Source organism: Actinokineospora auranticolor (assembly GCF_041897805.1).
Lineage (GTDB): Bacteria > Actinomycetota > Actinomycetes > Mycobacteriales > Pseudonocardiaceae > Actinokineospora > Actinokineospora auranticolor.
In genome coordinates this window covers 7,988,328-8,013,517 of sequence record NZ_CP154825.1, presented here as the reverse complement: position 1 = coordinate 8,013,517, position 25,190 = coordinate 7,988,328, and the positions used below count along the sequence as shown (strand labels likewise).

The 25,190-nt window shown below is 71.0% G+C and carries 24 protein-coding genes; 21 read left to right on the top strand and 3 right to left on the bottom strand.

The window, feature by feature from the left end:
- The first annotated feature begins 12 nt into the window (after nucleotides 1–12).
- A complete protein-coding gene (locus V5P93_RS35095) occupies nucleotides 13–1,101 on the top strand; it encodes a UDP-N-acetylmuramate dehydrogenase (protein WP_245931610.1) in 1,089 nt (362 codons plus the stop codon).
- Here V5P93_RS35095 and V5P93_RS35090 read toward each other — a convergent pair.
- On the bottom strand, nucleotides 1,082–1,828 hold the full coding sequence (locus V5P93_RS35090) for an SDR family NAD(P)-dependent oxidoreductase (RefSeq protein ID WP_104481932.1): 747 nt from the start codon (nucleotides 1,826–1,828) through the stop codon (nucleotides 1,082–1,084). The genes V5P93_RS35095 and V5P93_RS35090 overlap by 20 nt on opposite strands.
- A 191-nt stretch (nucleotides 1,829–2,019) precedes the next feature.
- Here V5P93_RS35090 and V5P93_RS35085 point away from each other — a divergent pair, with 191 nt between their 5' ends.
- The 12 genes from V5P93_RS35085 (at nucleotide 2,020) to V5P93_RS35030 (ending at nucleotide 15,291) form a co-directional block, all read left to right on the top strand.
- A complete protein-coding gene (locus V5P93_RS35085) occupies nucleotides 2,020–3,192 on the top strand; it encodes an Ig-like domain-containing protein (RefSeq protein ID WP_104481956.1) in 1,173 nt (390 codons plus the stop codon).
- A complete protein-coding gene (locus tag V5P93_RS35080; RefSeq protein WP_104481933.1) occupies nucleotides 3,165–4,004 on the top strand; it encodes an alpha/beta fold hydrolase in 840 nt (279 codons plus the stop codon). The genes V5P93_RS35085 and V5P93_RS35080 overlap by 28 nt, the downstream gene beginning before the upstream one ends.
- 6 nt (nucleotides 4,005–4,010) lie before the next feature.
- On the top strand, nucleotides 4,011–5,303 hold the full coding sequence (mshA, locus tag V5P93_RS35075; RefSeq protein ID WP_104481934.1) for a D-inositol-3-phosphate glycosyltransferase: 1,293 nt from the start codon (nucleotides 4,011–4,013) through the stop codon (nucleotides 5,301–5,303).
- 26 nt (nucleotides 5,304–5,329) lie between these two features.
- Nucleotides 5,330–5,863 carry a YbjN domain-containing protein gene (locus V5P93_RS35070; protein ID WP_374066615.1) on the top strand — a complete coding sequence of 178 codons (534 nt, stop codon included), beginning with the start codon at nucleotides 5,330–5,332 and terminating at the stop codon, nucleotides 5,861–5,863.
- A 208-nt stretch (nucleotides 5,864–6,071) separates the two neighbouring features.
- A complete protein-coding gene (locus V5P93_RS35065) occupies nucleotides 6,072–6,944 on the top strand; it encodes a DUF4349 domain-containing protein (protein WP_245931612.1) in 873 nt (290 codons plus the stop codon).
- 478 nt (nucleotides 6,945–7,422) lie between these two features.
- Nucleotides 7,423–8,169, top strand: coding sequence for a phosphoglyceromutase (locus V5P93_RS35060; protein WP_104481957.1), 747 nt, complete (start codon nucleotides 7,423–7,425; stop codon nucleotides 8,167–8,169).
- A gap of 489 nt (nucleotides 8,170–8,658) precedes the next feature.
- Nucleotides 8,659–9,897 (top strand): cell wall metabolism sensor histidine kinase WalK, encoded by a 1,239-nt coding sequence (locus V5P93_RS35055; protein ID WP_104481936.1) that lies wholly within the window; start codon nucleotides 8,659–8,661, stop codon nucleotides 9,895–9,897.
- Nucleotides 9,894–10,583 carry a response regulator transcription factor gene (locus tag V5P93_RS35050; RefSeq protein ID WP_104481937.1) on the top strand — a complete coding sequence of 230 codons (690 nt, stop codon included), beginning with the start codon at nucleotides 9,894–9,896 and terminating at the stop codon, nucleotides 10,581–10,583. The genes V5P93_RS35055 and V5P93_RS35050 overlap by 4 nt, the downstream gene beginning before the upstream one ends.
- Before the next feature lie 25 nt (nucleotides 10,584–10,608).
- On the top strand, nucleotides 10,609–11,562 hold the full coding sequence (locus V5P93_RS35045; protein WP_104481938.1) for a Ppx/GppA phosphatase family protein: 954 nt from the start codon (nucleotides 10,609–10,611) through the stop codon (nucleotides 11,560–11,562).
- Between the two features lie 96 nt (nucleotides 11,563–11,658).
- On the top strand, nucleotides 11,659–13,290 hold the full coding sequence (locus tag V5P93_RS35040) for a hypothetical protein (RefSeq protein WP_181043771.1): 1,632 nt from the start codon (nucleotides 11,659–11,661) through the stop codon (nucleotides 13,288–13,290).
- Nucleotides 13,287–14,084, top strand: coding sequence for a sugar phosphate isomerase/epimerase (locus V5P93_RS35035; RefSeq protein ID WP_104481942.1), 798 nt, complete (start codon nucleotides 13,287–13,289; stop codon nucleotides 14,082–14,084). The genes V5P93_RS35040 and V5P93_RS35035 overlap by 4 nt, the downstream gene beginning before the upstream one ends.
- Before the next feature lie 211 nt (nucleotides 14,085–14,295).
- Nucleotides 14,296–15,291, top strand: coding sequence for an IS30 family transposase (locus tag V5P93_RS35030; protein WP_374065125.1), 996 nt, complete (start codon nucleotides 14,296–14,298; stop codon nucleotides 15,289–15,291).
- A gap of 47 nt (nucleotides 15,292–15,338) precedes the next feature.
- Here the strand turns inward: V5P93_RS35030 and V5P93_RS35025 are convergent, their stop codons facing one another.
- Nucleotides 15,339–16,634 (bottom strand): IS256 family transposase, encoded by a 1,296-nt coding sequence (locus tag V5P93_RS35025; protein WP_104483685.1) that lies wholly within the window; start codon nucleotides 16,632–16,634, stop codon nucleotides 15,339–15,341.
- A 524-nt stretch (nucleotides 16,635–17,158) separates the two neighbouring features.
- Between V5P93_RS35025 and V5P93_RS35020 the strand changes: the two genes are divergently transcribed.
- The 3 genes from V5P93_RS35020 (at nucleotide 17,159) to V5P93_RS35010 (ending at nucleotide 19,387) form a co-directional block, all read left to right on the top strand.
- Nucleotides 17,159–18,085 carry a proline dehydrogenase family protein gene (locus tag V5P93_RS35020; RefSeq protein WP_104477861.1) on the top strand — a complete coding sequence of 309 codons (927 nt, stop codon included), beginning with the start codon at nucleotides 17,159–17,161 and terminating at the stop codon, nucleotides 18,083–18,085.
- A gap of 61 nt (nucleotides 18,086–18,146) precedes the next feature.
- A complete protein-coding gene (locus V5P93_RS35015; RefSeq protein WP_104477862.1) occupies nucleotides 18,147–19,004 on the top strand; it encodes a thioesterase family protein in 858 nt (285 codons plus the stop codon).
- Nucleotides 19,001–19,387 carry a hypothetical protein gene (locus V5P93_RS35010; RefSeq protein ID WP_104477863.1) on the top strand — a complete coding sequence of 129 codons (387 nt, stop codon included), beginning with the start codon at nucleotides 19,001–19,003 and terminating at the stop codon, nucleotides 19,385–19,387. The genes V5P93_RS35015 and V5P93_RS35010 overlap by 4 nt, the downstream gene beginning before the upstream one ends.
- On the opposite strand, the gene V5P93_RS35005 is transcribed toward V5P93_RS35010, so the two are convergent.
- Nucleotides 19,341–21,446, bottom strand: coding sequence for a P-loop NTPase fold protein (locus V5P93_RS35005; protein ID WP_104477864.1), 2,106 nt, complete (start codon nucleotides 21,444–21,446; stop codon nucleotides 19,341–19,343). The two genes, V5P93_RS35010 and V5P93_RS35005, sit on opposite strands and share 47 nt — an antisense overlap.
- Nucleotides 21,447–21,569: 123 nt before the next feature.
- Here V5P93_RS35005 and proC point away from each other — a divergent pair, with 123 nt between their 5' ends.
- The 5 genes from proC to V5P93_RS34980 all read left to right on the top strand — a co-directional run bounded on the left by proC (nucleotide 21,570) and on the right by V5P93_RS34980 (nucleotide 25,190).
- A complete protein-coding gene (proC, locus tag V5P93_RS35000; protein WP_104477865.1) occupies nucleotides 21,570–22,400 on the top strand; it encodes a pyrroline-5-carboxylate reductase in 831 nt (276 codons plus the stop codon).
- A 119-nt stretch (nucleotides 22,401–22,519) separates the two neighbouring features.
- Entirely contained in the window at nucleotides 22,520–22,738 is a 219-nt protein-coding gene (locus V5P93_RS34995) for a helix-turn-helix domain-containing protein (RefSeq protein ID WP_104477866.1), read from the top strand.
- 167 nt (nucleotides 22,739–22,905) lie between these two features.
- A complete protein-coding gene (locus tag V5P93_RS34990) occupies nucleotides 22,906–23,007 on the top strand; it encodes a 30S ribosomal protein bS22 (protein ID WP_018684825.1) in 102 nt (33 codons plus the stop codon).
- 189 nt (nucleotides 23,008–23,196) lie between these two features.
- Nucleotides 23,197–24,231 carry an NAD-dependent epimerase/dehydratase family protein gene (locus V5P93_RS34985; RefSeq protein WP_104477867.1) on the top strand — a complete coding sequence of 345 codons (1,035 nt, stop codon included), beginning with the start codon at nucleotides 23,197–23,199 and terminating at the stop codon, nucleotides 24,229–24,231.
- A 14-nt stretch (nucleotides 24,232–24,245) separates the two neighbouring features.
- Entirely contained in the window at nucleotides 24,246–25,190 is a 945-nt protein-coding gene (locus V5P93_RS34980) for a lysophospholipid acyltransferase family protein (RefSeq protein ID WP_104478284.1), read from the top strand.

Genomic DNA, 25,190 nt, shown 5'->3' with positions numbered 1-25,190 from the left:
CCGTTGGCGCCCGTGACCAGCCTCCCCCTCGGTGCCGACGTCCGCAGCGGCGTCCCGCTCAGCGGCTACACGACCCTGCGCCTCGGCGGTCCGGCCGCCAGATTCGTGACCGCGGCCACGGCGGCCGAAGTGGTCGACGCGGTGCGCGCGACCGATCGGGACGGGGACGCCCTGCTCGTCCTCGGCGGTGGTTCCAACCTGGTGATCGGCGATCTCGGCTTCGACGGCACCGTGGTGCTCGTCGGCAACCACGGCAGCAAGATCGACTGCACGGTGCCGGGGCGGGTGCAGCTCACCGTGGAGGCAGGCGAGGACTGGGACACCGTGGTGGCGGGCACGGTCGAGGCCGGGCTCGGCGGCCTGGAGTGCCTGTCCGGCATTCCCGGTCTGGTCGGTGCCACCCCCGTGCAGAACGTCGGTGCGTACGGGGTCGAGGTCTCCCAGGTGCTGGTATCGGTGGACCTCTACGACCGGGAGACCGGTGAGGTGCGCACGCTGCGTACCGACGAGTTGGGGCTGGACTACCGCACCAGCATCCTCAAGGGCAACGACCGCGCCGTGGTGCTGCGGGCGCGGTTCGAACTCGTCGACGACGGGCTGTCCGCGCCCATCCGCTACACCGAGTTGGCCCGCGAACTCGGGGTGCGGCAGGACGAGCGGGTGCCGGTCGGTGATGTGCGGGCCGCCGTGCTCGAACTGCGGCGCGGCAAGGGCATGGTGCTCGACCCGGTCGACCACGACACCTGGAGCGCGGGGTCGTTCTTCACTAACCCGATCATCGACGACGCGGCGGCCGACGCGGTGATGGCGCGAATCGTCGGCGTGGTGGGCGCGGACGTGCCGGTGCCGAGGTACCCGGCGGGGCCGGGTACCTCGAAGCTGTCGGCGGCGTGGCTGATCGAACGCGCGGGCTTCGGCAAGGGCTACACGCGGGGCCGGACGGCGTTGTCCGGCAAGCACACCCTGGCGCTGACCAACCGCGGCGAGGCGACTACGGCCGACCTGTTGGCGTTGGCGTTGGAGGTCCGCGACGGGGTGCGAGCCGCGTTCGGCGTGGCGCTGCGGCCGGAGCCGGTGTTGGTCAACTGTTCCCTGGGCTGAGCCGGTGGGCCCGGGTCGCCGAGGCCTGGGCGCGTGGCTTGAGCACGATCTGGTCCAGGTTGACGTGCGGCGGGCGGGTCACCGCGAAGGCGATCACCTCGGCGACGTCGTCGGCGGACAGCGGCTGGATGCCCTCGTAGACCTTGTCGGCGCGTTCGGTGTCGCCTTCGAAGCGGGTCAGCGAGAACTCGGTCTCGACCATGCCGGGTAGGACCTCGGTGAACCGGATGGGCTCACCCAGGAACTCGCCGCGCAGGGTGCGGTGCAGGGCGGACTGCGCGTGCTTGGCGGCGGTGTACCCCGCGCCGCCGTCGTAGATCTCGACGGCGGCGATCGAGGTGACGGTGACCACGTGGCCGTTGCCGGAGTCGATCAGCTTCGGCAGCAACGCCTTGGTGACCCGCAGCGTGCCGAGCACGTTGGCCTCGTACATCCACCGCCAACGGTCCTCGTCGGCGGCGTCCACCCGGTCCAGACCCCGGGCACCTCCGGCGTTGTTCACCAGCACATGGCACCCTTGGACCTGGTCGGTGAACGCCTCGACCGAGGCCGGGTCCGTTACGTCCAGTTCGATCGCGACGCCGCCGACCTCCTCGGCGACCTCGGCCAACCGGTCCAGTCGCCGGGCGCCCAGCACGACCCGGAACCCGGCCCTGGCGAGGTGCCGGGCCGTCGCCGCCCCGATGCCCGCGCTCGCGCCCGTCACTACCGCAATGGGGTTGTTCACGGCTCGATCCTCCCCGGCGCCGGTGCGGGGCGGGTGGCGGGGGCGCCACGAGTGGTTATGAGCACGGTCACACCCGACGGCGGCACACCCCACCGGCCGCCGGGACGTCTTTCTCGGTGGGGCGAAGACTCGACACTGGAGGTCGCAGGGTGAGGTCAACCGCGAGATCCACGACGAACCGGAGGCGCGGCCTGCTCGGCGCGCTCTTCCTCGTGCTCGCGCTGCTCGCCGCGTGCACCTCGGAAGAACATGGTTCTCCCGGCGGCACGGGTGGTGGTGGCGGTGGCGGCGGTTCCGAGCAGCAACCGGAGGCGCAGCCCAAGGCGAAGTTGGCGGCGTCGCCCGCCGCCGACGCGGCCGACGTTCCGCCGGGCGACCCGGTGAAGATCACCGTGACGGACGGTGTGATCGATACGGTCGAATTGGTCAACCCGGACGGAAAAGCGGTCAAGGGCGTCGTTTCGGGCGACAAGCTGAGCTGGTCGAACACCGAGAGCCTCGGCTACGGGAAGAAGTACTCCTACACCGCGGCCGCCACCGGGTCCGACGGCAAGAAGGTCCAGTTGGCGGGGTCGTTCACCACGCTCAAGCCCGCCAAGACCCCGCGCGCGACGATCAACCCGGCGGACAACGCCACCGTCGGGGTCGCGATGCCCATCAGCATCAAGTTCCCCGAGGGCAAGGTCACCGACAAGGCGGCCGTGGAGAAGGTGCTGAAGGTGGAGTCCTCCAAGGAGGTCGCGGGGTCGTGGGCGTGGCTCAACGACCAGCAGGTCGACTGGCGGCCCAAGGAGTACTGGCCCGCCAACACCAAGGTCACCGTGACCGCGAAGCTGTTCGGCCTGGCCTACGGCGGCGGGGCTTACGGCAAGGCGGACCTGACCACCACCTTCACCGTCGGCCGCAACCAGGTGGTCAAGGTCAACACCCCCGACCACAAGATGAACGTCTACCGCGACGGTTCGCTGTTCGCCAGCTACCCGTCGAGCAACGGCAAGGACGCCGACCCGGACCTGAACACGCCCAACGGCACGATGATCGTCATGCAGAAGGACCCGGTCGGCGACTTCTCCAACCCGAAGTACGGCTACACCAACGTGATGAAGAAGTGGGCCGTCCGGATCTCCAACCACGGCGAGTTCATCCACGAGAACAACGACAACCGGGCCAACATCGGCAAGGCCAACACCTCGCATGGGTGCGTCAACCTGCTGGAAGCCGACGCCAAGGCCTACTTCGACACCGCGCTGATCGGTGACCCGGTGGAGGTCACCGGCTCCAAGGCGAACATGCCGACCACGTCGGACGTGTACGACTGGCTGATCCCGTGGAGCCAGTGGCAGAGCATGTCGGCGCTGCGTTGATCACCGGCGCGGGCGGTACCCGGCTGGCGGTGCGCACAGCCGGGGACCCGTCCCGGCCGCCGATCGTGTTCGTGCACGGGTGGGCCCAGTCGGCCGCGCGCTGGGCCCACCAGTTCGCCGATGCCGAGCTGGGGCGTGATCACCACCTGATCGCCTTCGACCTGCGTGGACACGGCGGGTCGGAGGCGCCGTCGGAGGGCTACGACGATCCGGCTGTGTGGGCCGGGGACCTCGCCGCCGTGCTGGAGTTCGCCGGGGCGCCCGCTGTGGTGGTGGGCTGGTCGTATGGCGGACTCGTGATCACCGACTACGTGCGGGAACGGGCCTGTGCGGGGCTGGCGGGCATCGTGCTCGTCGGGGCGATCACCGAGATCGGGCCGGGGCGGCCGGGTGGGGCCATCGGTCCGGCGATGCGCGGCGCGCTGCCCGATGTGCTCGCCGAAGACCCGGCGGTGGCCGCTTCCGCTGTCGTGTCGCTCACAGTGGGAATGACCGCGGAGCCCGTTCCGGGGGCCGAAGCGCAGCGGTGGGTGGGCGACATGCTGCGGGTCTCGCCACGGGTGCGCAGGGCTCTGTTCAGCCGCGATGTGGACAGCGCGGGTGTGCTGGCGGGGATCACCGCGCCGACGGCGGTGCTGCATGGCGACCTTGACCGCGTGGTCGACCGGTCGGCGGGGGAATACGCGTCAGGGAAGATTCCGGGGGCCTCGGCGCGTTGGTTCCCTGGGGTCGGGCACGCGCCCTTCGCCGAACGGGTCGACGAGTTCAACGGTGTGCTCCGCGCGCTGGCGGGGGGCTGGCAGAAGGGGTGAACCCGGGTGGCTCCCACGCAGCTCCGCAGTCCGCACAGAGTCGCGGTCCTGTCGGTGCACACATCCCCGTTGGAGCAGCCCGGCACGGGGGACGCGGGTGGCATGAACGTCTACATCACCGAGACAAGCACCCGCATGGCTCGGCGCGGGATCGCCGTCGAGGTGTTCACCCGGGCCACCTCGTCGGACCTGCCGCCGGTGGCCGAGCTGGCCCCCGGGGTGCTGGTGCGACACGTCTCGGCGGGGCCGTTCGAGGGCTTACAGCGGGCCGAGCTGCCGAGCCAGCTCTGCGCGTTCACCGCGGGGGTGCTGCGCGCGGAGGCCAGGCACGAGCCGGGGTACTACGACCTGGTGCACTCCCACTACTGGCTGTCCGGGCAGGTGGGGTGGCTGACCAGGGAGCGGTGGGGCGTGCCGCTGGTGCACACCGCGCACACCCTGGCCAAGGTCAAGAACGCCGCGCTCGCCGAGGGGGACACCCCGGAGCCGCGGATCCGGGTGATCGGCGAGCAGCAGGTGGTCGACGAGGCCGACCAGCTCATCGCCAACACCGAGGTGGAGGCCACGCAGCTGGTCGACCTCTATGACGCCGCGCCGGACAAGGTGCGCACCATTGCCCCCGGGGTCGACCTGGACCGGTTCCGCCCCGGTGACCGGCGGGCGGCGCGGGCCGCGCTCGGGGTGCCGCAAGAGGCGCTGGTGATCGCCTTCGTCGGACGGATCCAGCCGTTGAAGGCGCCGGACGTGTTGTTGCGGGCGGCGGCGGAGCTGCTGGCTCGGGGGGCGGTGCCCAGGGAGCGGCTGGTCGTACTGGTCGCGGGTGGTCCTTCGGGGACGGGGCTCGAGCAGCCCGCAGCGTTGCAGGACCTGGCGGTCAGCCTGGGGATCACGGACGTGGTGCGGTTCCTGCCGCCGCAGTCCGGGGACGCGCTCGCCCGGGTCTACCGGGCCGCCGACGTGGTGGCGGTGCCCAGCTACAACGAGAGCTTCGGGCTGGTGGCGCTGGAGGCGCAGGCGTGTGGCACGCCGGTGGTCGCCGCTGCGGTCGGTGGGCTGCCGGTCGCGGTCGCGGACGGGGTGTCCGGGCTGCTGGTGGACGGGCACGCGACCGGGGACTGGGCGGATGTGCTGGGTGGTCTGGTCGGGGCGCCTCGGCGGCTGGTGGAGCTGGCGGGTGGCGCGGTGCGGCACGCGCGCGAGTTCTCCTGGGACCGCACGACCGACGCGCTGGTCGCGGCGTACCTGGATGCGGGGGACGCGCTGCGCTACTCCGTGCTGCGTGCTGAAGTTGCCGTGTGACACCACCGGACTCACTCGACCAGGTCATCGCGGCGGCGCTCGACGAACGGGAGTTGGTCTACCGGCACCCGCAGGCCGGTCGGTTCCTGGTGACCTTGCCCGGGACGAAGAAGCAGCAGACCAACTGCTGGCTCATCGTGGGCAAGCACGCCTTGTCCGTCGAGGCGTTCGTGTGTCGCAGCCCGGATGAGGCGCACGAGGAGGTCTACCGGTTCCTGCTGCGGCGCAATGCCCGGCTCTACGGTGTGCACTACACGATCGACCGGTTGGGCGACATCCACCTGGTGGGCCGGGTCAGCCTCGCCGCGGTGTCCGCCGACGAGCTGGACCGGTTGCTCGGGCAGGTGCTGGAGGCCGCAGACGGCGACTTCAACACCCTGCTGGAGATCGGCTTCGCCACCGCCATCCGGCGCGAATGGGAGTGGCGCACCTCGCGTGGCGAGTCGTTGGCCAACCTGGCCGCTTTCGCGCACCTGCTGGAGCGCGCGGAGGACGCCGACGGCGGTTCCGGTGACCCCGCCGGGCTACGACCCCGTGTCACAGACGACGCCGACTCGTGACCGTCCGCTCCGCAACGGCCTGACCGCCACGACCCGTCTGGAAGGCAAGACGGAGTCGTGAGGTGAGGGGATGGGGATGGGGATGGGTGGATCGGCGGGGTGGCGTACGCGGTTAGCCGGTGCGGTCTTGGCGGGTGGTGCGCTGGCGGGGATGGCCGCGTGCACGTCAACGGCCTCCTCGGGGGCGTTCACGTCGGGGGAGGCGGCGGTGGCGCCCCAGCCCGCGGACTCGGCGGCTGGTGGGCGCGGGGATTCCGGTGCGGAGAGCAACTCGAGCAGCGGTGCCGCGGGGGGTGCCAAGGCGCCGCAGGCGGCGCAGCCGACCGAGCCGGACCAGCGGCCGCAGGTGCCGCAGCCGGGAGTGGACCGGAAGCTGGTCCGCACGGCCCTGATCGAGATGACCGCGCCGAACGTGCCCGACGCGGCCGCGCAGGCCCGGGCGGAGGCGGTCGCGGCGGGGGGCTACTCCGGCCAGGAGCAGGTGGACGACCGGCGGGCGACGTTGACCCTCTACGTGCCGTCGGACCAGCTGGACAAGGCGCTGCCGCTGATCGAGAAGGCGGGCAAGGTGCGGTCGCGGTCGCAGACCGCGCAGGACGTCACCGAGCAGGTGGTGGACGTCGAGAGCCGGATCGCCACCCAGCGGACCAGCCTGTCCCGGGTACGGGCGCTGCTGGACCGGGCGACCGCGATCTCGGAGATCGTCCAGCTGGAGTCCGAGGTCACCCGGCGCGAGGCCGATCTGGAGTCGCTGCTGAAGCGGCGTGAGGCGCTGGCGGGCAGCGTGGCCATGTCCACGGTGTCGGTGCGGATCGCCGCCGACGGGGCGCCGCCGGTCGCCTCGCCCAAGGAGGACGACACGCTGCTCGGGGCGTTCGGGGACGGGTGGTCCGCCTTCGTCGACACGGTGGCGGTCATCGTGTTCGGGGTGGCCCGGGTGCTGCCGTTCGCGTTGGTGGTGGCCGTTCCCGCCTGCCTGGTGTGGCGGTCGCGTCGCAGGCGGCGTGGCGCCGATACCGGTTCCCGGCCGCCGCTGCCGCCGGTCGTCGCGCCGCCTGCCCCGACGCCATCGGAGGGCTGAGTGCGGGGGTGGGCGGGTCGCCTGCCTGCCTGAGGTGAGTCGCGGGGCGGTTCGAGCGAGGGGGAGTCGCATTCCCGAACCGCCCCGCGGCTGCCCGCTGGCATCCCGTGGCGGGGGGAGCCCGGGAGCCTTCGCGGGACCGCCGGCTCGGCAGGGGAGTCGAGCCGCGCGGGACGGCCGCACGGGGTCAGGGAGTGCGTGGGAGCTGACCCGGCGCGGCATAGGTCAACTTGTCAGATGCCGGACACCAGCACAAGGCCGCCGGTTACGCCGATCGTGGATGTCGCGGACCGTGGGTAACGTTCCGATGACAAAACATGGCATTGCGGCGACTGTCCGTGTTCGGTCGAGGCGTTTGGCGGTAGGTCTACACCTGTTTGGGGGTCGTACGTTCGAGGGGTGACCTGGTCGGGACGTCGGTCACCCCGTGCCGGTCCCGGTCCGGTCGGTGTCGCGCGGGGTCTGGCAGGCTTCCGACATGGCCATCGGAACCCTGGTGCTGCTCCGCCACGGCGAGAGCGTGTGGAACGCGCAAAACCTGTTCACCGGATGGGTGGACGTCGCCCTGTCCGACAAGGGCGTGGCGGAGGCGAGCCGCGGCGGCGTGCTGCTGCGCGAGGCTGGCATCCTCCCGGACGTCGTGCACACCTCGCTGCAGCGGCGGGCGATCACCACCGCCAACCTCGCGCTCGACGCCGCGGACCGGCTGTGGATCCCGGTCAAGCGCGACTGGCGGCTCAACGAGCGGCACTACGGCGCGCTCCAGGGCAAGAACAAGAAGCAGACCCTGGAGGAGTTCGGCGAGGAGCAGTTCATGCTCTGGCGCCGCTCGTACGACACCCCGCCGCCGCCCATCGACCCCGACGACGAGTACAGCCAGGCGGGCGACCCGCGCTACGCCCACATCGGTGACGCCGCGCCGCGCACGGAGTGCCTCAAGGACGTCGTGGCCCGGCTGATCCCGTACTGGGAGGAGGCGATCGTGCCGGATCTGCGGGCGGGGCGGACCGTGCTGGTCGCCGCGCACGGCAACTCGCTGCGCGCGCTGGTCAAGCACCTCGACGGGATCTCGGACGAGGACATCGCCGGGCTGAACATCCCGACCGGCATCCCGCTGCGTTATGACCTCGACGACGCGCTCAAGCCGACCAACCCGGGCGGTCAGTACCTCGACCCCGCCGCGGCGGACGCCGCCATCAGCGCGGTCGCCAACCAGGGGCGCTGAGTCTCCGTCGTCACCCCGTCCGGCCGCGTGTCGTCTGCGTGTCCGGACGGGGTGACAAAGAACCGTCTGGTGGTCGCGGTGTGGTAGCGCGTCCATCCGGACGTCATCTCGATCCCGGGCGCGCCTGCGGCGGTGTGGGCTAACGGGACAAAGTGGACACTTGATCGGTCCTTTGTGTTCGATGATCGGACGGCGCGGCGCTGCGGTGGGGGCGATCCGGCGACCGGGTGACGCTTGCCGGTTGTCCGCGCGGCGCGTGACACAACGCGGAATCATCAATCAGGGTGTGATCCCTCTAACGGTTGGTGGCCGGTGTGGTGACCGGTCGCGCGGGCGCACTGTGGCGCTTGGTTACCGGCTAGTAGGACACGGACGGGTGAACGAGGACTGGCCAGGTGGGGAACAAGCGCGCACATAGGTGTCGGCACGGTCACCAATGCGTCGTCCGGGCTGGTCAAGAGCCCCGGGGCCCTGCTTACGATCCTCGGTGTGGCCGCCCCGGTCTATCTCGCGCTGTCGCTCGGCACCCTGCTGATCGGCGGGTTCGTCGGCTTCATCATCGGACGCTCCAGGTCCGGGAAGCCCGGTCGAACCCCCACCGGCCCCACCGTCGCCGAGTTGGTCCAACGGATCATCCTCTCCACGCACACCGGTGTCGTCGTGCTCAACCGGTTCGGTGACGTGGTGATCCACAACCCGCGGGCGGAGGAACTCGGCCTGGTCCGCAACAACCGCGTCGACGACCGCGCCCGCAAAGCCGCCGAGGTGGTGGTCGAGACCGGCGATCCGGTCGAGGTTGACCTGTCACCGCTGGAGTCGCGCGGTGGTCGGGCCCCCGAGGCCGTGCTCGGCGAGGTCCGCCCGCTCGGCGACGGCTTCACCGCCGTGGACGCCGACGACCAGTCGGACGCGGTCCGGCTGGAGGCCACCCGGCGCGACTTCGTGGCCAACGTCAGCCACGAGCTCAAGACCCCGGTCGGCGCCATGGCGCTGCTCGCCGAGGCGGTGCTCGACGCCGCCGACGACCCGGTGGAGGTGCGCCGGTTCACCGCCAAGATCCTGCGCGAGGGCAACCGGCTCGGGACGCTGGTCACCGAGCTGATCGCGCTGTCGCGACTGCAGGGCGCGGAGCGGCTGCCGGAGATGAACACCGTGGACGTCGACGCCGTGGTCCGGGAGGCCATGGGGCGGGCGCAACTGGTCATGGAGTCCACCGGCATCGAGGTGACCACCGACGACGACAGCGGTCTGCTCGTCGAGGGCGACCGCACGCTACTGGTCACCGCGCTGTCGAACCTGCTGGAGAACGCGCTGGCCTACTCCCCGCCGGGGAGCCCCGTGTCGGTCAGCCGCTCGCTCGCCGCGGGCTTCGTCGAGGTCGCGGTGACCGACCGCGGCATCGGCATCGCCGACGAGGAGCAGCAGCGGGTGTTCGAGCGCTTCTACCGCGTCGACAAGGCGCGGTCGCGCGCCACCGGTGGCACCGGGCTCGGTCTGGCGATCGTCAAGCACGTCGCGGCCAACCACGGCGGCGAGGTCCGGCTGTGGAGCAAACCCGGCCTCGGCTCCACCTTCACGCTGCGCATCCCCGCCCATCGCGACGCGGGGCACCGCGATGACGCCGAGGCGACCACCACGAACGGTGCGGAGCTCACCAGGGTGGGCGGCCGCGCGATCGCTCCGTCGAAATCCGACGGGGCCCCTACCGATCACGGAGGAATGGCATGACGAGAGTGCTGATCGTCGAGGACGAGGAGTCCTTCGCCGACCCGCTTGCCTTCCTGCTGCGCAAGGAGGGCTTCACCGCCGCGGTGGCCGTGACCGGCCAGCAGGCGCTGGAGGAGTTCGACCGCAACGGTGCCGACATCGTGCTGCTCGACCTGATGCTGCCCGGCATGAGCGGCACCGACGTGTGCAAGGCACTGCGCCAGCGCTCGGCCGTGCCGGTGATCATGGTGACCGCCCGGGACAGCGAGATCGACAAGGTCGTCGGCCTGGAACTGGGTGCCGACGACTACGTGACCAAGCCCTACTCCGCGCGCGAGCTGATCGCCCGGGTGCGCGCGGTGCTGCGCCGCGGCGGCGAGACCGGCGGCGACGGCGAGCTGCTGCCGCAGGTGCTCGCGGCCGGACCGGTCCGGATGGACGTCGAGCGGCACGTGGTCACTGTGGACGGCACCGACATCCCGTTGCCGCTCAAGGAGTTCGACCTGCTGGAGTACCTGCTGCGCAACGTCGGCCGGGTGCTCACCCGCGGCCAGCTGATCGACCGGGTGTGGGGCGCGGACTACGTCGGCGACACCAAGACCCTCGACGTGCACGTGAAGCGCCTGCGGTCCAAGATCGAGCCGGACCCGGCCTCACCGCGGCACCTGGTCACGGTGCGTGGCCTCGGTTACAAGTTCGAGTCCTGACCGTCCACCCCGGTACGGTTCCCCAGTGCGCCTCGGTGTGCTTGACGTCGGTTCCAACACCGTCCACCTGCTAGTGGTGGACGCTCGTCGGGGTGCCCACCCGACGCCCGCGCGGTCGGAGAAGACCGTGCTGCGCCTGGCCGAGCGGATCACCGCGTCCGGCCAGCTGTCCAAGGTGGGCGCGGATGAGCTCGTCCGGACGGTGGCTGCGGCCAAGGAGTCCTCGGTCCAACTGGGCTGCGAGGACCTGATGGCCTTCGCCACCTCGGCGGTGCGCGAGGCGGGCAACTCCGCCGCCGTGCTGCGCCGCGTGGCCAAGGAGACGGGGGTCGAGCTCAAGGTCCTCTCCGGCGAGGACGAGGCCCGCTACACCTTCCTCGCGGCCCGCCGCTGGTACGGGTGGTCGGCGGGCAACCTGCTGGTGCTCGACATCGGCGGGGGCTCGCTGGAGATCGCCGCGGGCATCGACGAGGACCCGGCTTTCGCCTGGTCGCTGCCGCTGGGCGCGGGGCGGCTCACCCGCACCCGGTTCACCAGCGACCCGCCCAGCCGCGACCAGGTCGCCCGCACCGCGGACTGGATCGCGGGCGAGTTGGCGCCGGTGGCGCGGCGGGTGGCCAAGTACGGGTCGTTCGACCGCGCGGTGGCCACCTCCAAGACCTTCCGCACCCTGGCCAGGCTGACCGGCGCGGCGCCGTCGTCGGACGGTCCGCGGGTGCGGCGGGTGCTCACCGACACCGGCCTCAGCCAGCTCATCTCCTTCATCTCCCGGATGTCGGCGGCGGACCTGGCGCAGCTGGAGGGGGTCAGCCCCAGCCGTGCCCATCAACTGGTGGCGGGTGCTCTGGTGGCGCAGGCCACTATGCGAGCGTTGTCACTCTCGGAAGTCGAGATCGGGCCGTGGGCGTTGCGCGAGGGTGTGATCCTGCGACGGCTGGACCAGACGAATGGTGAGGACCACACTGTCCCCTCGGACTGACATGATCCGTACGGCCGCGCCCGTCGACGGTAGGGTGCCGCCAGCGAAGCGTGCCGGCACTGGACGGATCGGCCAGCACGGGGCACGGTGGAGTGGATGAGTCAAGAAGGCGGTTCGGAGCGCACGCAGCGCACTGTGGCCGAGTTGCTGGCCAAGTACGGCGGCAACTCGGGCGACAGCGCGCCCCGGCGACGGCGCCGCAAGCCGGACGACGCGTCGGATACCGCGCCGCAGGCGATCATCGAACGCGTCATGTCGGACAGCGGGAAGATGCTGCCGATCCGCGACGACCAGGAGCCGCAGCCGCGCACGTCACACCGGCAGGGGCGGGCGCCGCAGCCCTCCCAGCAGTTCCCGGTGCCCCAGCCGTCGCAGCAGTTGCCGCAGCCCCCGCCGCAGCTCCCGGTGCCGCCGGGGCAGCCGCCGCGCCCGCTCGAGCGCCCGCCGGTCAACGGCAGGCCCGAGCAGGCCCCGCCCGGCCGCGACCAGCGCGGGCCGGTGCGCAACGACGACTTCCGGGACGGTCGTCACCCGGACGAGCAGCACCGCCCGGACGACTACCGGCCCGAGGGCTTCCGCCCCGGGGCGCCGTCGGGACCTGGGCGCGCGCAGCCCGGGACGGGGCACCCGGGCTCGGCTCCGGGTGGTCCCGGCCAGGCCGGGCCCGTGGGGCTGGGTCAGCCAGGGCCCGGACGTGGTGTCGACGGGCCGCAGGGCCCGCCGCGCCCGGAGGTCAGGCCCGGCCCGCAGCCGCGTCGGGAGGCGCCGGAGCAGTTCGGGCACCCCGACCAGCGTCCGCCGGTCGAACACAGCCGTCCGCCCGTCGAGCCGCAGGCGCCGTCCCGGGGCGAGCAGCCCGGCCCCGGTTCGCAGCGACCGGTCGGCGCGCGGCTGGACGCCCCTGAGCCGCACACCGAGCAGTTCCCGCGCGTGCCCGCCGACGACCACGGCCCCGACCCGGCCGAGCCGCCCGCCGAGCTGGCCAAGGGGCCGAACCGGGCACCGCTGCTGCCGCGACGGTCGCCGAGCACCGCGCGCCGCGCCGCGCAGCTCAACCAGCCGACGCAGCAGGCCGCGCCGGTGCCGCAGCCGTCCCAGCAGTTGCCGCAGCCTTCGCAGCAGCTGCCGGTGCCGCCGCAGCCGTCGCAGCAGCTGCCGGTCCCGCAGCCTTCGCAGCAGTTGCCGCGTCCGGGCGCACCCGTGCCGGGTGAGTTCGCGGGCGACTCGGCGCAGACCGCGGTCGACCCGGAGGGTCCGCCCCCGGAGTTCCACGAGGAGTTCGAGGGCTTCGACGACAAGGCGGCCACCCGCTTCACCGAGTACGAGGCCCACGACGACTTCCGCGACCGGGGCGACTTCGACGAGTTCGACGACGACCGCCGCGGTGGCGTCGACGTCGACGAGGACGACCGCGAACCGGACGACCGCGCGGAGGACGAGGAAGACGAGGACGAGGAGCCCCGCTCGGCGGGCCGCGAGTGGCTGATCATGATCGGCCAGCTCGGGCTCGGCGTGGTCGGCGGCGCGGGTGTCTGGTTGCTGTTCAACTGGCTCTGGCGCGTGCTGCCCGCGGCCGCCCTCATCGGCGCCTTGGTGGTGATCGTCGGCCTGGTCCTGATCGTCCGCAAGGTCCGCCGCGCGGAGGACCTGCAGACCACGGTCCTCGCGGTCCTGGTCGGGCTGCTGGCCACGGTCTCCCCGGCGGCGTTGCTGCTGCTGGATCATTGAGCCGGATCCGGGTCGGCCTCTCCACGGCGTCGGTCTGGCCCCAAACCGCCTCGGCGGCCTTCACCCTGGCCGGGGAGCTGGGCTACGACGGCGTCGAGGTCATGGTCTGGGCCGACCCGCTGAGCCAGAACGTCCCGGAACTGCTCCGGCGGTCCCGCCGCGCGGGGGTGCCGGTGCTGGCCGTCCACGCCCCCTGCCTCCTGGTCACGCAGCGCATCTGGTCGCCCGACCCGGAGACCCGCCTGCGCCGGGCGGTGGAGGCAGCCCAGGACCTGGACGCGCCCACGGTCGTCGTGCACCCGCCGTTCCGCTGGCAGCGCAAGTACGCCGACGGCTTCGCGGAGCTGGTGGCCGACCTGGAAGGGGAATCCGGGGTCGCGGTCGCCGTCGAGAACATGTTCCCGGTTCGCCGCGGTGTGGGAATGCGGTCGGTCGAGGTCACGGCATTTCGACCGTCAATTGACCCGACGGACGTGGGACACCGCAACTACACCCTGGACCTGTCGCACACCGCCGCCGCCAATATGGACGCGCTGGCCCTGGCCGACCGCATGGGCAAAGGGTTGACGCACGTGCACCTGGCCGACGGGACGGGATTGCCGAAGGACGAGCACCTGGTTCCCGGTCGGGGGACGCAGCCGTGCGTGGAGATCTGCCGGCGGTTGGTCGACGGGGGGTTCGAGGGGCAGGTGGTCCTCGAGGTCAGCACCCGCCGAGCCCGGACGGCCGCGGACCGCGCCAGGGACCTGGCGGAGTCCCTCCAGTTCGCGCGAAAGCACCTCGCGGAATCCTGACCCGCGCCGAGTTTCTCCCAGCTCGGCTATAGGGGGGAATAGGCTCGACCGGGCCGGCGGGTTTGACAACGGCATGTCCAATTCCGGAGATTGACGCAACGCCCGCGAGGGGTCCCCCGCTTTGGGGGAACCTTGACCTCAACTGGTCGATGCGCCGGCATGGGATGGTCTTCGTGGGTGGGTGATCGGAGATCATGTCGTGGTGTGTCGGGTGAGTTTGAGTGCCGAGGAGCGGGAGACGATTTCGCGGGAGTTGCGGGCGAGGCGGTCGTTTCGGTTTATCGGCAGGGTGTTGGGTCGGCATCATTTGGTGGTCGCTCGTGAGGTCGCCCGTGATGGCGGGAGATTGGCCTATCGAGCGTTGAAGTCGGGCAAGCGTGCCGCGGTCATGCGGAAACGACCGAAACCGCGAAAGTTGGAACAATCGGGCCGACTACGCGATTATGTGATGGCGGGCTTGGATCGCCGGTGGTCGCCGCAGCAGATCGCGACCAGAATACGCCTGGAGTTTCCGACCGAGCCGGAGATGCGCGGGTCCCACGAGACGATCTACCAGACCCTGTTCGTCCAGGGGAAAGGCGAGTTGCGGGCCATGATGTACAAGGCCCTGCGCTCTGGCCGGGCGAAACGGGTGTCCCCCTCGGCGAAGCGGCCCAGACACGACCTGATCGTGGGCATGGTCAACATCAGCGAACGCCCGAAGGAAGCCGACGACCGTGCTGTTCCGGGCTTCTGGGAAGGCGACCTCATCCTTGGGTCCGCGTGCAAGTCGCAGATCCTGACCCTGGTGGAGCGGCAGACGCGGTTCGTGATGCTGATCCGGGTCCCGCACGACCGGTCCGCCGACCGGGTCGCGATGCTGTTGGCGAACAAGATGAAGACCTTGCCCGAGTTCCTCCGGGAATCGGTCACGTGGGACCAGGGCAGTGAGATGGCCGACCACGCCACGTTCACCACGGCCACCGGGATGCCGGTCTATTTCTGCGACCCGCACTCACCGTGGCAACGCGGGACGAACGAGAACACCAACCGGCTTCTCCGACAGTATTTCCCCAAGGGAACCGACCTCTCGGTCCACTCCCAAGTCCACCTCGACGACGTGGCCCGCGAACTCAACGACCGCCCCCGACAGACCCTCGACTGGTACAAGCCCGTCGAGAAGCTCAACGAACTGCTGATCGAACACGGTGGCGCGATGACCCCTTGAGGTCAAGAACGGGTCTATCCCATGATCGGTGTGTCCGGCGTTGTTGATCAGTAGGTCTCGGCTCCTGGCCAGCGGTCACCGAATGTGATGGCGAACGCGTTGAGCACGGGCTTCCAACGCATCGTCCATCGGGCGCGGCCTGTGCCGGTGGGGTCCAGGCTGCGTGTCACAAGATACAGGCACTTCATCGCTGCCTGTTCGGTTGGGAAATGTCCGCGTGCTCGGATAGCTCGGCGGTAGCGGGCGTTCAGGGACTCGATGGCGTTCGTAGAGCAGATCATGCGCCGGATCTCGATATCGTAGCCGAGGAACGGGATGAACTCTTCCCAGGCGTTGTGCCAGAGCCGAATCATGGCCCCGTACTTCTTGCGCCATTTCTCCTCGAGTTCATCCAACGCGATGAGAGCGGCGTCGGGACTGGGCGCGGTGTAAACGGGTTTGATGTCCTGTTTCACCGCGTCCCAGTCCTGACGGGCGACCAACCGGAACGTGTTCCGGATCAAGTGAATGACGCAGGTCTGGACGATGGTCTGCGACCAGACATTGGTGACGACTTCGGGGAGGCCTTTCAGGCCGTCGCAGACGAGGAAGAACACGTCGGCCACGCCGCGGTTCTTGAGATCGATCAGCACGCTCATCCAGAATTTGGCGCCCTCGCCACCGGCGCCCATCCACAGGCCCAGGACGTCCTTGTGGCCGTCCACGGTGACGCCGATGGCGGCGTAGACGGGCCGATTGGCGACCTGGCCGTCCCGGACCTTGACGACGATCGCGTCGATGAACACCGCCGCGTACACGGCGTCGAGTGGGCGGTTGGCCCACTCGTTCATTTCAGCGACGACTTTGTCGGTTATCCGCGATACCGTCTCTTTGCTGACCGACGCTCCATAGATCTCCGCGAAATGCGCTGAGATATCCCCAGTGGTCATCCCTTTCGCATACAGCGACAGCACGATCTCGTCCACATCGGTGAGTCGACGCTGCCGTTTCTTCACGATGTGCGGTTCGAACGTGCTTTCTCGGTCCCGCGGCACGTCGATCTCGACCTCACCCGCGGCGTCGGAGATCACGGTCTTCGGCCGCGTGCCGTTCCGCACATTCGTCGAGTCACGCTCGGGCGCGGCCCGATTCTTCTCGTGACCGAGATGTTCGGTCATCTCTTCGTTGAGCGCGGTTTCCAGCACGTTCTTGGTGAACAACTTCAGCAGGCCGTCCGGGCCGGTCAACGCCAGCCCTCGAGCCTTGGCCTCGGCCACCATCGCCGCCGCGGCGGCCTGCTCCGGCGACAGCTCCCGCGCCGGCTTCGACTCACTCTTGCGTGGACTCACAACATCGGATGTCATCACTCACAGTGCCCATCCCGCCGGACCTTCGGCCCGGCGTGTCGGGCCGGAAACACCGATTTTGAAACAGTCCCTCAAGAACCCCTATATTTAATTCTACGCGCTGGGGCGGGCGGTAGGAATGGGTCGGGGTTGGCCTGTGGATAAGTGCGGTGCATGTGGACAAACGGGTTCGGCGTGGATTTGATCTTGCTGGGCTGGGCTGGGCTGGGCGAGGTTGGACGGGCTGGCTGGCTGGGTTGGGTTGGGACGAGTCGGGTTGGGGCGGACGAGGTGGGTTGGGTCGTGTTGGGCCGGGGTGAGTGAGGACGGTTCGGGGTGGAGCGACGTCAGTGGGGTGTGGATGGACATGGGTGTCGATGGGCGCGACTTGGGGAGGGTGGGCGGGACTGTGCGTGACCGAATGGGTGCGAGAAGTGTTCGGGTTTGGGTTATCGGGGGTGGGCGATTACCCAGGGCAGCGTAAAGATGGGACGACCGGATGGCTGATGGTTCGGCATGACAAGGGCCGTAAAGTTCCGGACGTGAACCCGTTGCGTTCGTTGATTCTGGCTGCCGCTCGGAACGGCAGCATCCGTCGTGTGGTGGCGACGGCTCCCGTAAGCCGGGACGTCGTTCGCCGCTTCGTGGCGGGGGAGACCACTTCCGACGCAGTCGCCGTGACCCGGCGGCTGGTCGAGGATGGGCTCACCGTCACGCTGGACTACCTCGGTGAGGACACCACCGACTCGGCCCAAGCCGAGCACACCGTCCAGTCCTACCTCGAACTCCTCGACCGGCTGCACGCCGAGGGCCTGGCCGACCGGGCCGAGGTGAGCGTCAAGCTCTCCGCGGTCGGGCAGATGCTCGACGAGGACCTGGCCCTCGAGAACGCGCGGCGGATTTGTCGGGCGGCGGAGGCGGCGGGGACGACGGTGACCCTCGACATGGAGGACCACACCACCACCGACTCGACGTTGCGGATCCTCGGGGAGTTGCGCAAGACGTGGCCTTGGGTGGGGGCGGTGATCCAGTCGTACCTGCACCGCACCCTGGACGACGCCGAGCGGCTCGCGGCCGAGGGGTCGCGGGTGCGGCTGTGCAAGGGGGCCTACAAGGAACCCGAGTCGGTGGCCTACCCGGAGATGACCGAGGTGGACAAGAGCTACGTGCGTTGTGCCAACGCACTACTTGCCGGTGACGGGTATCCCATGTTCGCGACCCACGACCCTCGGTTGGTGCGGATCATCGCGGAGCGCGCGGAGGCGCACGGGCGCAAGCCCGGGAGTTTCGAGCACCAAATGCTTTACGGGATCCGACCCGAGGAACAACTCCGGTTGGCCCAGCAAGGGCACACCGTACGGGTGTACGTCCCCTACGGCGAGGAGTGGTACGGCTACCTGATGCGCAGGATGGCCGAGCGCCCGGCGAACACCACCTTCTTCCTCCGGGCACTGTTGACTCGCAGTTGACCTGGCCCCGATCTGTGGCACAGCGCAAAATCGCTCACCCGGGCGTGGCAGGCTAACGCCCATGAGTAGTGCTGCTGGGCACGGCGACGTCCGGGCGGGCGGGCAGGCGCCCACGGGCGGCGCGTTCGCCGCCGCCGTGCGGGTTCGGCCGCTGGGCGACGGGACGTTCACCGCCGACCTCCCGGCCTCCTGGACGGTCGGCGGTCGCCCGCACGGGGGATTCCTGATGGCGTTGCTGGCCAAGGCGGCGGTGGCCACGCACAGCGGGGCGGGCGCGCCGCTGGTCGACCCGCTGTCGGTGAGCGCGCAGTTCCTGCGGCCACCGGGGGTGGGGCCGGTGCTGCTGCGCACCGACGTGCGCAAATCGGGTCGTCGGACGACGGTGGTGGCCGTGCACCTCGAGCAGAGCGGGCACAGCTGCGTCGAGGGCGTGGTCACCACCGGCCGCCTGCCGCGGGAGCGGGCGGCCTGGGCGGACCTGCCCAACCAACCCGCCGAGCCGCCCGGCAACGCCATCGACCTGGCGGCCGTGCCGTCGGCGTCGGTGTTCAAGCTGAGCGAGGTCTGCGACGTCCGCCTCGACCCCAACGGCGCGGGGTTCCTGCACGGCCACATCGGCGACCCGCTGCGGTTGCGGCTGTGGGCGCGGCCGCGCGGCGAGCACGCCGACCCGCTGTTCGCGTTGGTGGCCGGGGACATCTCGATGCCCGTGACGTTCAACCTCGGCAGGCTCGGGTGGTCCCCGACGGTCCAGCTGACCGCGCACCTGCGGTCCCGCCCGTCCCCGGGCTGGCTGCGCATCCAGGTGGAGTCCAAAGCGGTGCACGGCGTCTGGTTCGACTCCGACGCCACGGTCGTCGACGCCACCGGCAGGCTGGTCTGCCAGGCCCGCCAGTTGGCCCTCTCGGCCATCGGATGACCGAGCCCACCGACCCGGCCGACCGGGGCGAGTCCGAGGTCGACCCGAGCGGCTTGGCGGACAAGGGGAACGGCTCGGCGAGCCGGGGCGGGCCCGCCGACCGCGGCGACGAGCCGGGCCCGGCGGGTGAATCCGATGACGACTGGCTCACGCGCGGGTCCGGTGGGCCGGTCGACCGGACCCGGGCCAGGAAGCGGCTGCTGGTGATCGCGGCGGCGTTGGCGGTGGCGGTCGGTGGGGTGTGGGCGGTCGCGCTTTCCTTCGACGATCCCGAGATCGAGGTGTGCAGCACGGCGCCGGACAAGGTGGACCCCGCCTACGACACCCTGGTGCACCTCATTGCCGGGGCTGAGTGCCCAGCGCCCGCAGGCGGTCGACCGTAGCCCGCTGGTCGTCGCGCGCGGTCCGCTCGTGCAGGTCGTCCAAGGTGGTCAGGCCCCACGACGCGCGGACCTCGTCGATCTGCACGGCGGCCAGGCCCGGGTGCGCGGCGAGCGCCTGCTTGGCCGACGCCAGCGGGTCGAAGGCCGCGACCAACGCCTCCTCCGCTCGCGCGCGGGTGTCCTGTTCGGCGGTGAAGACCTCCATCAGCGTCGCGTAGTGGTACAGGCGCAGGGCCGTCTGCCAGCGGAGGCGGCCCAGGTCGTCGGTGTCCATGCTGGACGGTAGTTCGCCGCGCACGACCTCCAGCAGCTGCTCCGGTTCGGCGCGCAGGGCGCGGACCTTGCGCAGGAATTCCGTTGTCCCGGCGGTGGGTGCGAAGCGGCTCATGGTGGTCTGGACCGCGTGGGCCTGGCGGTCGAGGTCCTCCGCCACCAGCTCCCGGCACACCTGGTCCAGCGTCGGCGGGTCCGTCCGGCCCGCGGCCAGTTCCACCATCGCGCGGGTCACCCGGCGGACCTCGCGGGGCAGGCCGCCGCCGAGGCAGTGGGCCAGGCGCGCGAACGGCTCGGGGAGGCCGACCACCCAGCTGTCGAGCAGCCGCACGGTGTCGGCCGGGGACAGCGGGTCCACGCGGACGATCTCCTGGAAGGCGCTGTCGAACGCGTCGCGGACGCCGAGGCCGCGGCGCTCGAAGGCGGCCAGCGCGTCGTCGGACACCGACACCACGAACTGGGTGTTCGGCGCGGAGAACAGGCCCTTGATCTCGTTGAGGAACCGCTCCGCCGCCTCCGCCGAGGCGATCTTGTCCAGTTCGTCGATGGTGATCAGCACCCGGTTGCCCGGCTCGGACCAGCCGTACTGGGCGGTGAACCGGTGGAAGGCGTCGGTGATCTCCGGGTAGGTCAGCGGCTTCTCGGCGAGCTGGCGGCTGCGGGTGATCGACGCGTCCGACCCGCCGATCGCCAGCTTCCCCGACCACCCGGTCGTGTGGGTCTGCAGGTACCGGATCTGCACCAGCTGCGCCCGCGCCAGCGCGGTGAACCCGGCGCGGGCCCGCGGGTAGCCGAGCAGCCAGCGCACCGCCGCGGCGAGGCCCCGCAGTGCCGCGGTCGTGGACTCGACCACGAGCGCCAGCAGCGCGATCGCGGTCACCGTCGCCAGCGCGGCCGCGGGCACCACGGCCCAGTCGAACGAGCGCACGCGCGTGTACAGGCCCGCTGTCAGCACACCCGGCCACCCGGCCAGGGGCACGGTCGCGAGGTACGTGAGCCCGGCCAGCACCAGCGTGAGCACCCCGTCCCGGGCCAGCGCGTGCCGCTTCCCGGGCCAGTACGCGCGCCGGAGCCGGTCGGCCGGGGGCTCGCGGTTGATCGCCTCCTGGCACACCCTGGCGAACAGGTGCAGCACGAACTCGCGCGCGTCGTACTGCACCGGCGCCGACACGGACACCTTCAGCGGCGGGTGGCTCGGGCTGCCCTGCCCGGCGAAGTTCTCGATCAGCGTCGTCTTGCCCACCCCGCGCGGTCCGGCCAGCCCGATCGCGCCGTCCCGGAGCCGCCGCGCGGCCTCCTGGAAGCGCACGACAGCCCCCGTGACGGTCAGGCTGGACGCCCGGTCGTCGCGCAGGCCGGGCGCGGCGTCCGAGGGCAGGGCGAGGAGGGTGCGGCGCGCGGGCTGGAGGCGGTCGTTGAGCCGCCGCCGCAGCAGTTGGGTGACCCGGGTGTCCAGGTCGGTGGCGACCTCCGTGTCGATCAGCGGCTCCGGGGCGGTCAGCACGCGGTCCAGCCAGCGGGTCGACGGGCGGCGGCGCAGGCTCGCGATGCCCTGGACGAACTGCGCGCAGCGCAGCTGCGCGGCCTGGGTGATGGCCAGCCGCTCCTGCTCGGCGGCGGCGCGCAGCACCTGCTCGGGCAGGTCCGCCTCCACCAGGCCCGCGGCGATGTCCGGCGAGCGCAGGGTCCGCTCGACCGCGGCGTCGAAGGCCGCGTTCAGCAGGTCCGCCGTCCGGCCGCGGTCACCCGCTCGGAGGGCGGCGATGAGACTCGTGTCCGCGGTCATGCACGCTCCGTGTCCTCGCTGGTACCCACGCCAACCTACGACCACCGAGATCGTTTCCCGCCCACCCGGCGTTAAGCGACCCGTTCGGCGGGAAAACTGGGAACGCCGGCTAGCCTGATCGCCATGACTCAGGCGAACGCGCGGCCGGTGATCGCGGTCCTCGGCGCGGGCAAGATCGGCGAGGCGCTGCTGTCGGGGCTGCTGCACGGCGGCAGGCAGGCCGACGAGCTGCTGTTCACCGAGCGCTCGGCGAGCCGGTCGGCCCAGCTCACCGAGACCTACGGGATCGCTTCCGCCGGCGTGCCTGCCGCGGCCAAGAAAGCCGACGTGCTGGTGGTGGCGGTCAAGCCGCAGGACATCGAGCCGCTGCTCGACGAGCTGGCCCCGGCGGTGCGCGGGGATACCCTGATCGTGTCGTTGTGCGCGGGTCTGCCGACTGCGCTGTTCGAGCGCAGGCTGCCCGCCGGCACGCCGGTCGTGCGGGTCATGCCGAACACGCCGATGCTGGTCGGCGAGGCCATGAGCGCGATCTCCCCGGGCAAGCACGCCTCCGGCGCGCACCTGGCCACCGTCGAGGAGCTGCTGGCGGTCGTCGGCAAGGTCGTGCGGGTGCCCGAGTCGCAGCAGGACGCGGTCACCGCGCTGTCGGGCTCCGGCCCCGCGTACTTCTTCTTCCTGGTCGAGGCCATGATCGACGCGGGCATCCTGCTCGGCCTGCCGCGCGCCGTGGCCGAGAAGCTGATCATCCAGTCGGCCGTGGGCGCGGCCACCATGCTGGCCGAGACCGGTGAGCACCCGGTGATCCTGCGCGAGGCCGTGACCTCGCCCGCGGGCACCACCATCATGGCCATCCGGGAGCTGGAGAACCACGGGGTGCGGGCCGCGCTGCTGGCCGCGATCGAGGCCGCGCGGGACCGCTCGCGCGAGCTCGGCCGGGTGCACGAGGCAGATTGATCCGAAAGTGACGTCGCACTAGTCACACGTGTCCCGCTACTCTCGATCGGTACACGTGCGTGTCAATCCGCCGGTGGGGAAGCCGACGGCGCGACGCGTGGTTAAGGACGCGGTGGATCATGCCAGCGAGCAGGCGCGAATCCGATCCGCCCGGCCTCCCGCAGGTGCAATTCCTGACGGTGGCCGAGGTGGCGGCCCTCATGCGGGTCTCGAAGATGACGGTTTACCGGCTGGTGCACAACGGCGAGTTGCCCGCCGTGCGGGTGGGCAAGTCGTTCCGCGTGCCCGAGAAGGCCGTGCACGACTATCTGCAGAACGCCTACTTCGACGCGGGCTGAGCGCCCGCCGTCAGGCGCTGGATGAGGGCCAGGTACTCTGGACAGCCGTTGTGCCTGGTGTCTTGGCGTACGCCCATAACCGGTCTGTCGTGACTGCGACGCGACCGGGGGTTCCCCGCCGCACCGGAGCGCCGGGACACCGGAACGACTGAAGACGAAGGACACCTATGGGCTCGGTCATCAAGAAGCGTCGCAAGCGCATGTCGAAGAAGAAGCACCGCAAGCTGCTGCGCAAGACTCGCGTCCAGCGCCGCAAGCTCAAGAAGTAGCGGTTCGCGTCTTGCGGCGTCCACATCCCGAACACCGGGTGTGGGCGCCGTGGCGTTTCGCGGGCGTGACAACCCGTGCGACCTGGGTCAACTCCGTGTTGCCCAGGTCCGCGCCGGGGTGGACCACGGGTACCGTCGGTGGCCCCAGCGCCTACCCCCAGGGGTCCCCATGACGCCACGAGTGTCCCCATGACGCCGCGAGTAGTGCTGGTCACCGGAGTCGGCGGCTACCTCGGCGGGCACTTGGCCGCCCGGTTGGCGGCCAACCCGGCCGTGCACCGCGTGCTCGGCGTGGACACCGTGCCGCCGCACCCCGGGGTCCGGGAGGCGGTGCGCGAGTTGGCGCGGGTCGAGTTCGTCCGCGCCGACATCCGCAACCCGCTGATCGCCAAGGTCATCACCGAGGCCGAGGTCGACACGGTGGTGCACGCCGCGCTGACCGCGAACCCGCCGGGGCCGACCCGGCGCTCGGCGGTCAAGGAGCTCAACGTGCTGGGCGCCATGCAGCTGCTGGCGGCCTGCCAGCGGGCGCCGTCGGTGCGCGCGCTGGTGGTGAAGTCGACGGCCGCCGTCTACGGCGCCGGGGCACGCCACCCCGCCGTGCTGACCGAGGACACCCCGCCGCACGGGATCGCCGCGAACGGCTACGCCAAGGACGCCGTCGAGGTCGAGGACTACGTCCGCGGCTTCGCCCGCAGGCGCCCGGACGTGGCCGTGACCGTGCTCCGGCTGGCCAACCTGATCGGCCCGGACGTCGACACGGTCCTCACCCGCTACTTCGCCCTGCCCGTGGTGCCCACGGTCCTGGGCTACGACGCCCGCATCCAGCTGCTGCACTCCGCCGACGCCCTGGCGGTCCTGGAGCGCGCCGCCACGCGCACCGCGCCGGGGGTGTTCAACGCGGGCGCGGACGGCGTGCTGATGCTGTCCCAGGCCATTCGCCGGGCGGGCAGGCTGGCGTTCCCCGTGCCGCGCGCGGCCATCCCGACCGCGGGCCGCTTCCTGCGCGGTGCCCGCCTGGTCGACTTCTCCGAGGACCACCTGCGCTACCTCAACCACGGCCGCGTGCTGGACACGACGAGGTTGCGCGCGGAGTTCGGGTTCACCCCGAGGTGGACGACCCGTCAGGCCTTCGACGACTACGTGCACGGCAGCGGCTTACGCCCGGTGATCAGCCCGGGCCTGATCGGGGGGCTCGAACGCGGGCTCGTGGGTACTCGGTGAAGGTGGTGGACGGAATGCGGGAAGCCCGCGTGATCCCCTTGGACCGGTCTCGCCGGAGTCCGGCCGCGGAGGCGCCGGACGGCCCTCCCGTGGCGCCGACGCCACTGCGCAAGGACCCGGCGCCCACCCCGCCCACCGGGTTGCGCCAAGCGTTCGAGTTCGCCCGCCGCAGGCTCACCGGCGAGTACCAGGTCGACCGGTTCGGCTTCGACCCCGAGCTGACCGAGGCGCTGCTGCTGCCCCCGCTCCGCGCCCTCTACCGCCGGTGGTTCCGGGTGCGGGTGACCGGCGCGGAGAACATCCCGGCCGAGGGCGGCGCGTTGGTCGTGTCCAACCACTCGGGCACCCTGCCCCTCGACGCGCTGATGACCGCCGTGGCCGTGCGCGACAACCGCGACCGCTACCTGCGGATGCTCGGCGCGGACCTGGTGTTCCAGGTCCCGCTGCTGGGCGCGCTGGCGCGCAAGTCCGGGCAGACGCTGGCCTGCAACCCCGACGCCGAGCACCTGCTGCGGTCGGGGGAGTTGGTCGGGGTGTGGCCGGAGGGCTTCAAGGGCATCGGCAAGCCGTTCTCCGCGCGCTACAAGCTCCAGCGCTTCGGCCGGGGTGGGTTCGTCTCCGCCGCGCTGCGCACCGGCGCGCCGATCGTCCCGTGCTCGATCGTCGGCGCGGAGGAGATCTACCCGAAGATCGCCGACCTCAAGCCGCTGGCCCGGCTGCTCGGGCTGCCGTACTTCCCGGTGACCCCCTTCTTCCCGCTGCTGGGCCCGCTCGGCGCGATCCCGCTGCCGTCCAAGTGGCACATCCACTTCGGCGAGCCGATCCCCACCGACACCTACGAGCCGCGGGCCGAGGACGACCCGATGCTGGTCTTCACGCTGACCGACCAGGTGCGGGAAACCATCCAACAGACCCTCTACAAGCTGCTCGACCAGCGCACCAACCCGTTCTTCGACTGA

Coding starts and splice junctions, on each gene's coding strand:
- V5P93_RS34990 (WP_018684825.1), top strand. CDS start 22,906: ATGGGCTCGGTCATCAAGAAGCGTCGCAAGCGCATGTCGAAGAAGAAG.
- V5P93_RS35005 (WP_104477864.1), bottom strand. CDS start 21,446: ATGACCGCGGACACGAGTCTCATCGCCGCCCTCCGAGCGGGTGACCGC.
- proC (WP_104477865.1), top strand. CDS start 21,570: ATGACTCAGGCGAACGCGCGGCCGGTGATCGCGGTCCTCGGCGCGGGC.
- V5P93_RS35010 (WP_104477863.1), top strand. CDS start 19,001: ATGACCGAGCCCACCGACCCGGCCGACCGGGGCGAGTCCGAGGTCGAC.
- V5P93_RS35025 (WP_104483685.1), bottom strand. CDS start 16,634: ATGACATCCGATGTTGTGAGTCCACGCAAGAGTGAGTCGAAGCCGGCG.
- V5P93_RS35050 (WP_104481937.1), top strand. CDS start 9,894: ATGACGAGAGTGCTGATCGTCGAGGACGAGGAGTCCTTCGCCGACCCG.
- V5P93_RS35015 (WP_104477862.1), top strand. CDS start 18,147: ATGAGTAGTGCTGCTGGGCACGGCGACGTCCGGGCGGGCGGGCAGGCG.
- V5P93_RS34995 (WP_104477866.1), top strand. CDS start 22,520: ATGCCAGCGAGCAGGCGCGAATCCGATCCGCCCGGCCTCCCGCAGGTG.
- V5P93_RS35040 (WP_181043771.1), top strand. CDS start 11,659: ATGAGTCAAGAAGGCGGTTCGGAGCGCACGCAGCGCACTGTGGCCGAG.
- V5P93_RS35060 (WP_104481957.1), top strand. CDS start 7,423: ATGGCCATCGGAACCCTGGTGCTGCTCCGCCACGGCGAGAGCGTGTGG.
- V5P93_RS34980 (WP_104478284.1), top strand. CDS start 24,246: ATGCGGGAAGCCCGCGTGATCCCCTTGGACCGGTCTCGCCGGAGTCCG.
- V5P93_RS34985 (WP_104477867.1), top strand. CDS start 23,197: ATGACGCCGCGAGTAGTGCTGGTCACCGGAGTCGGCGGCTACCTCGGC.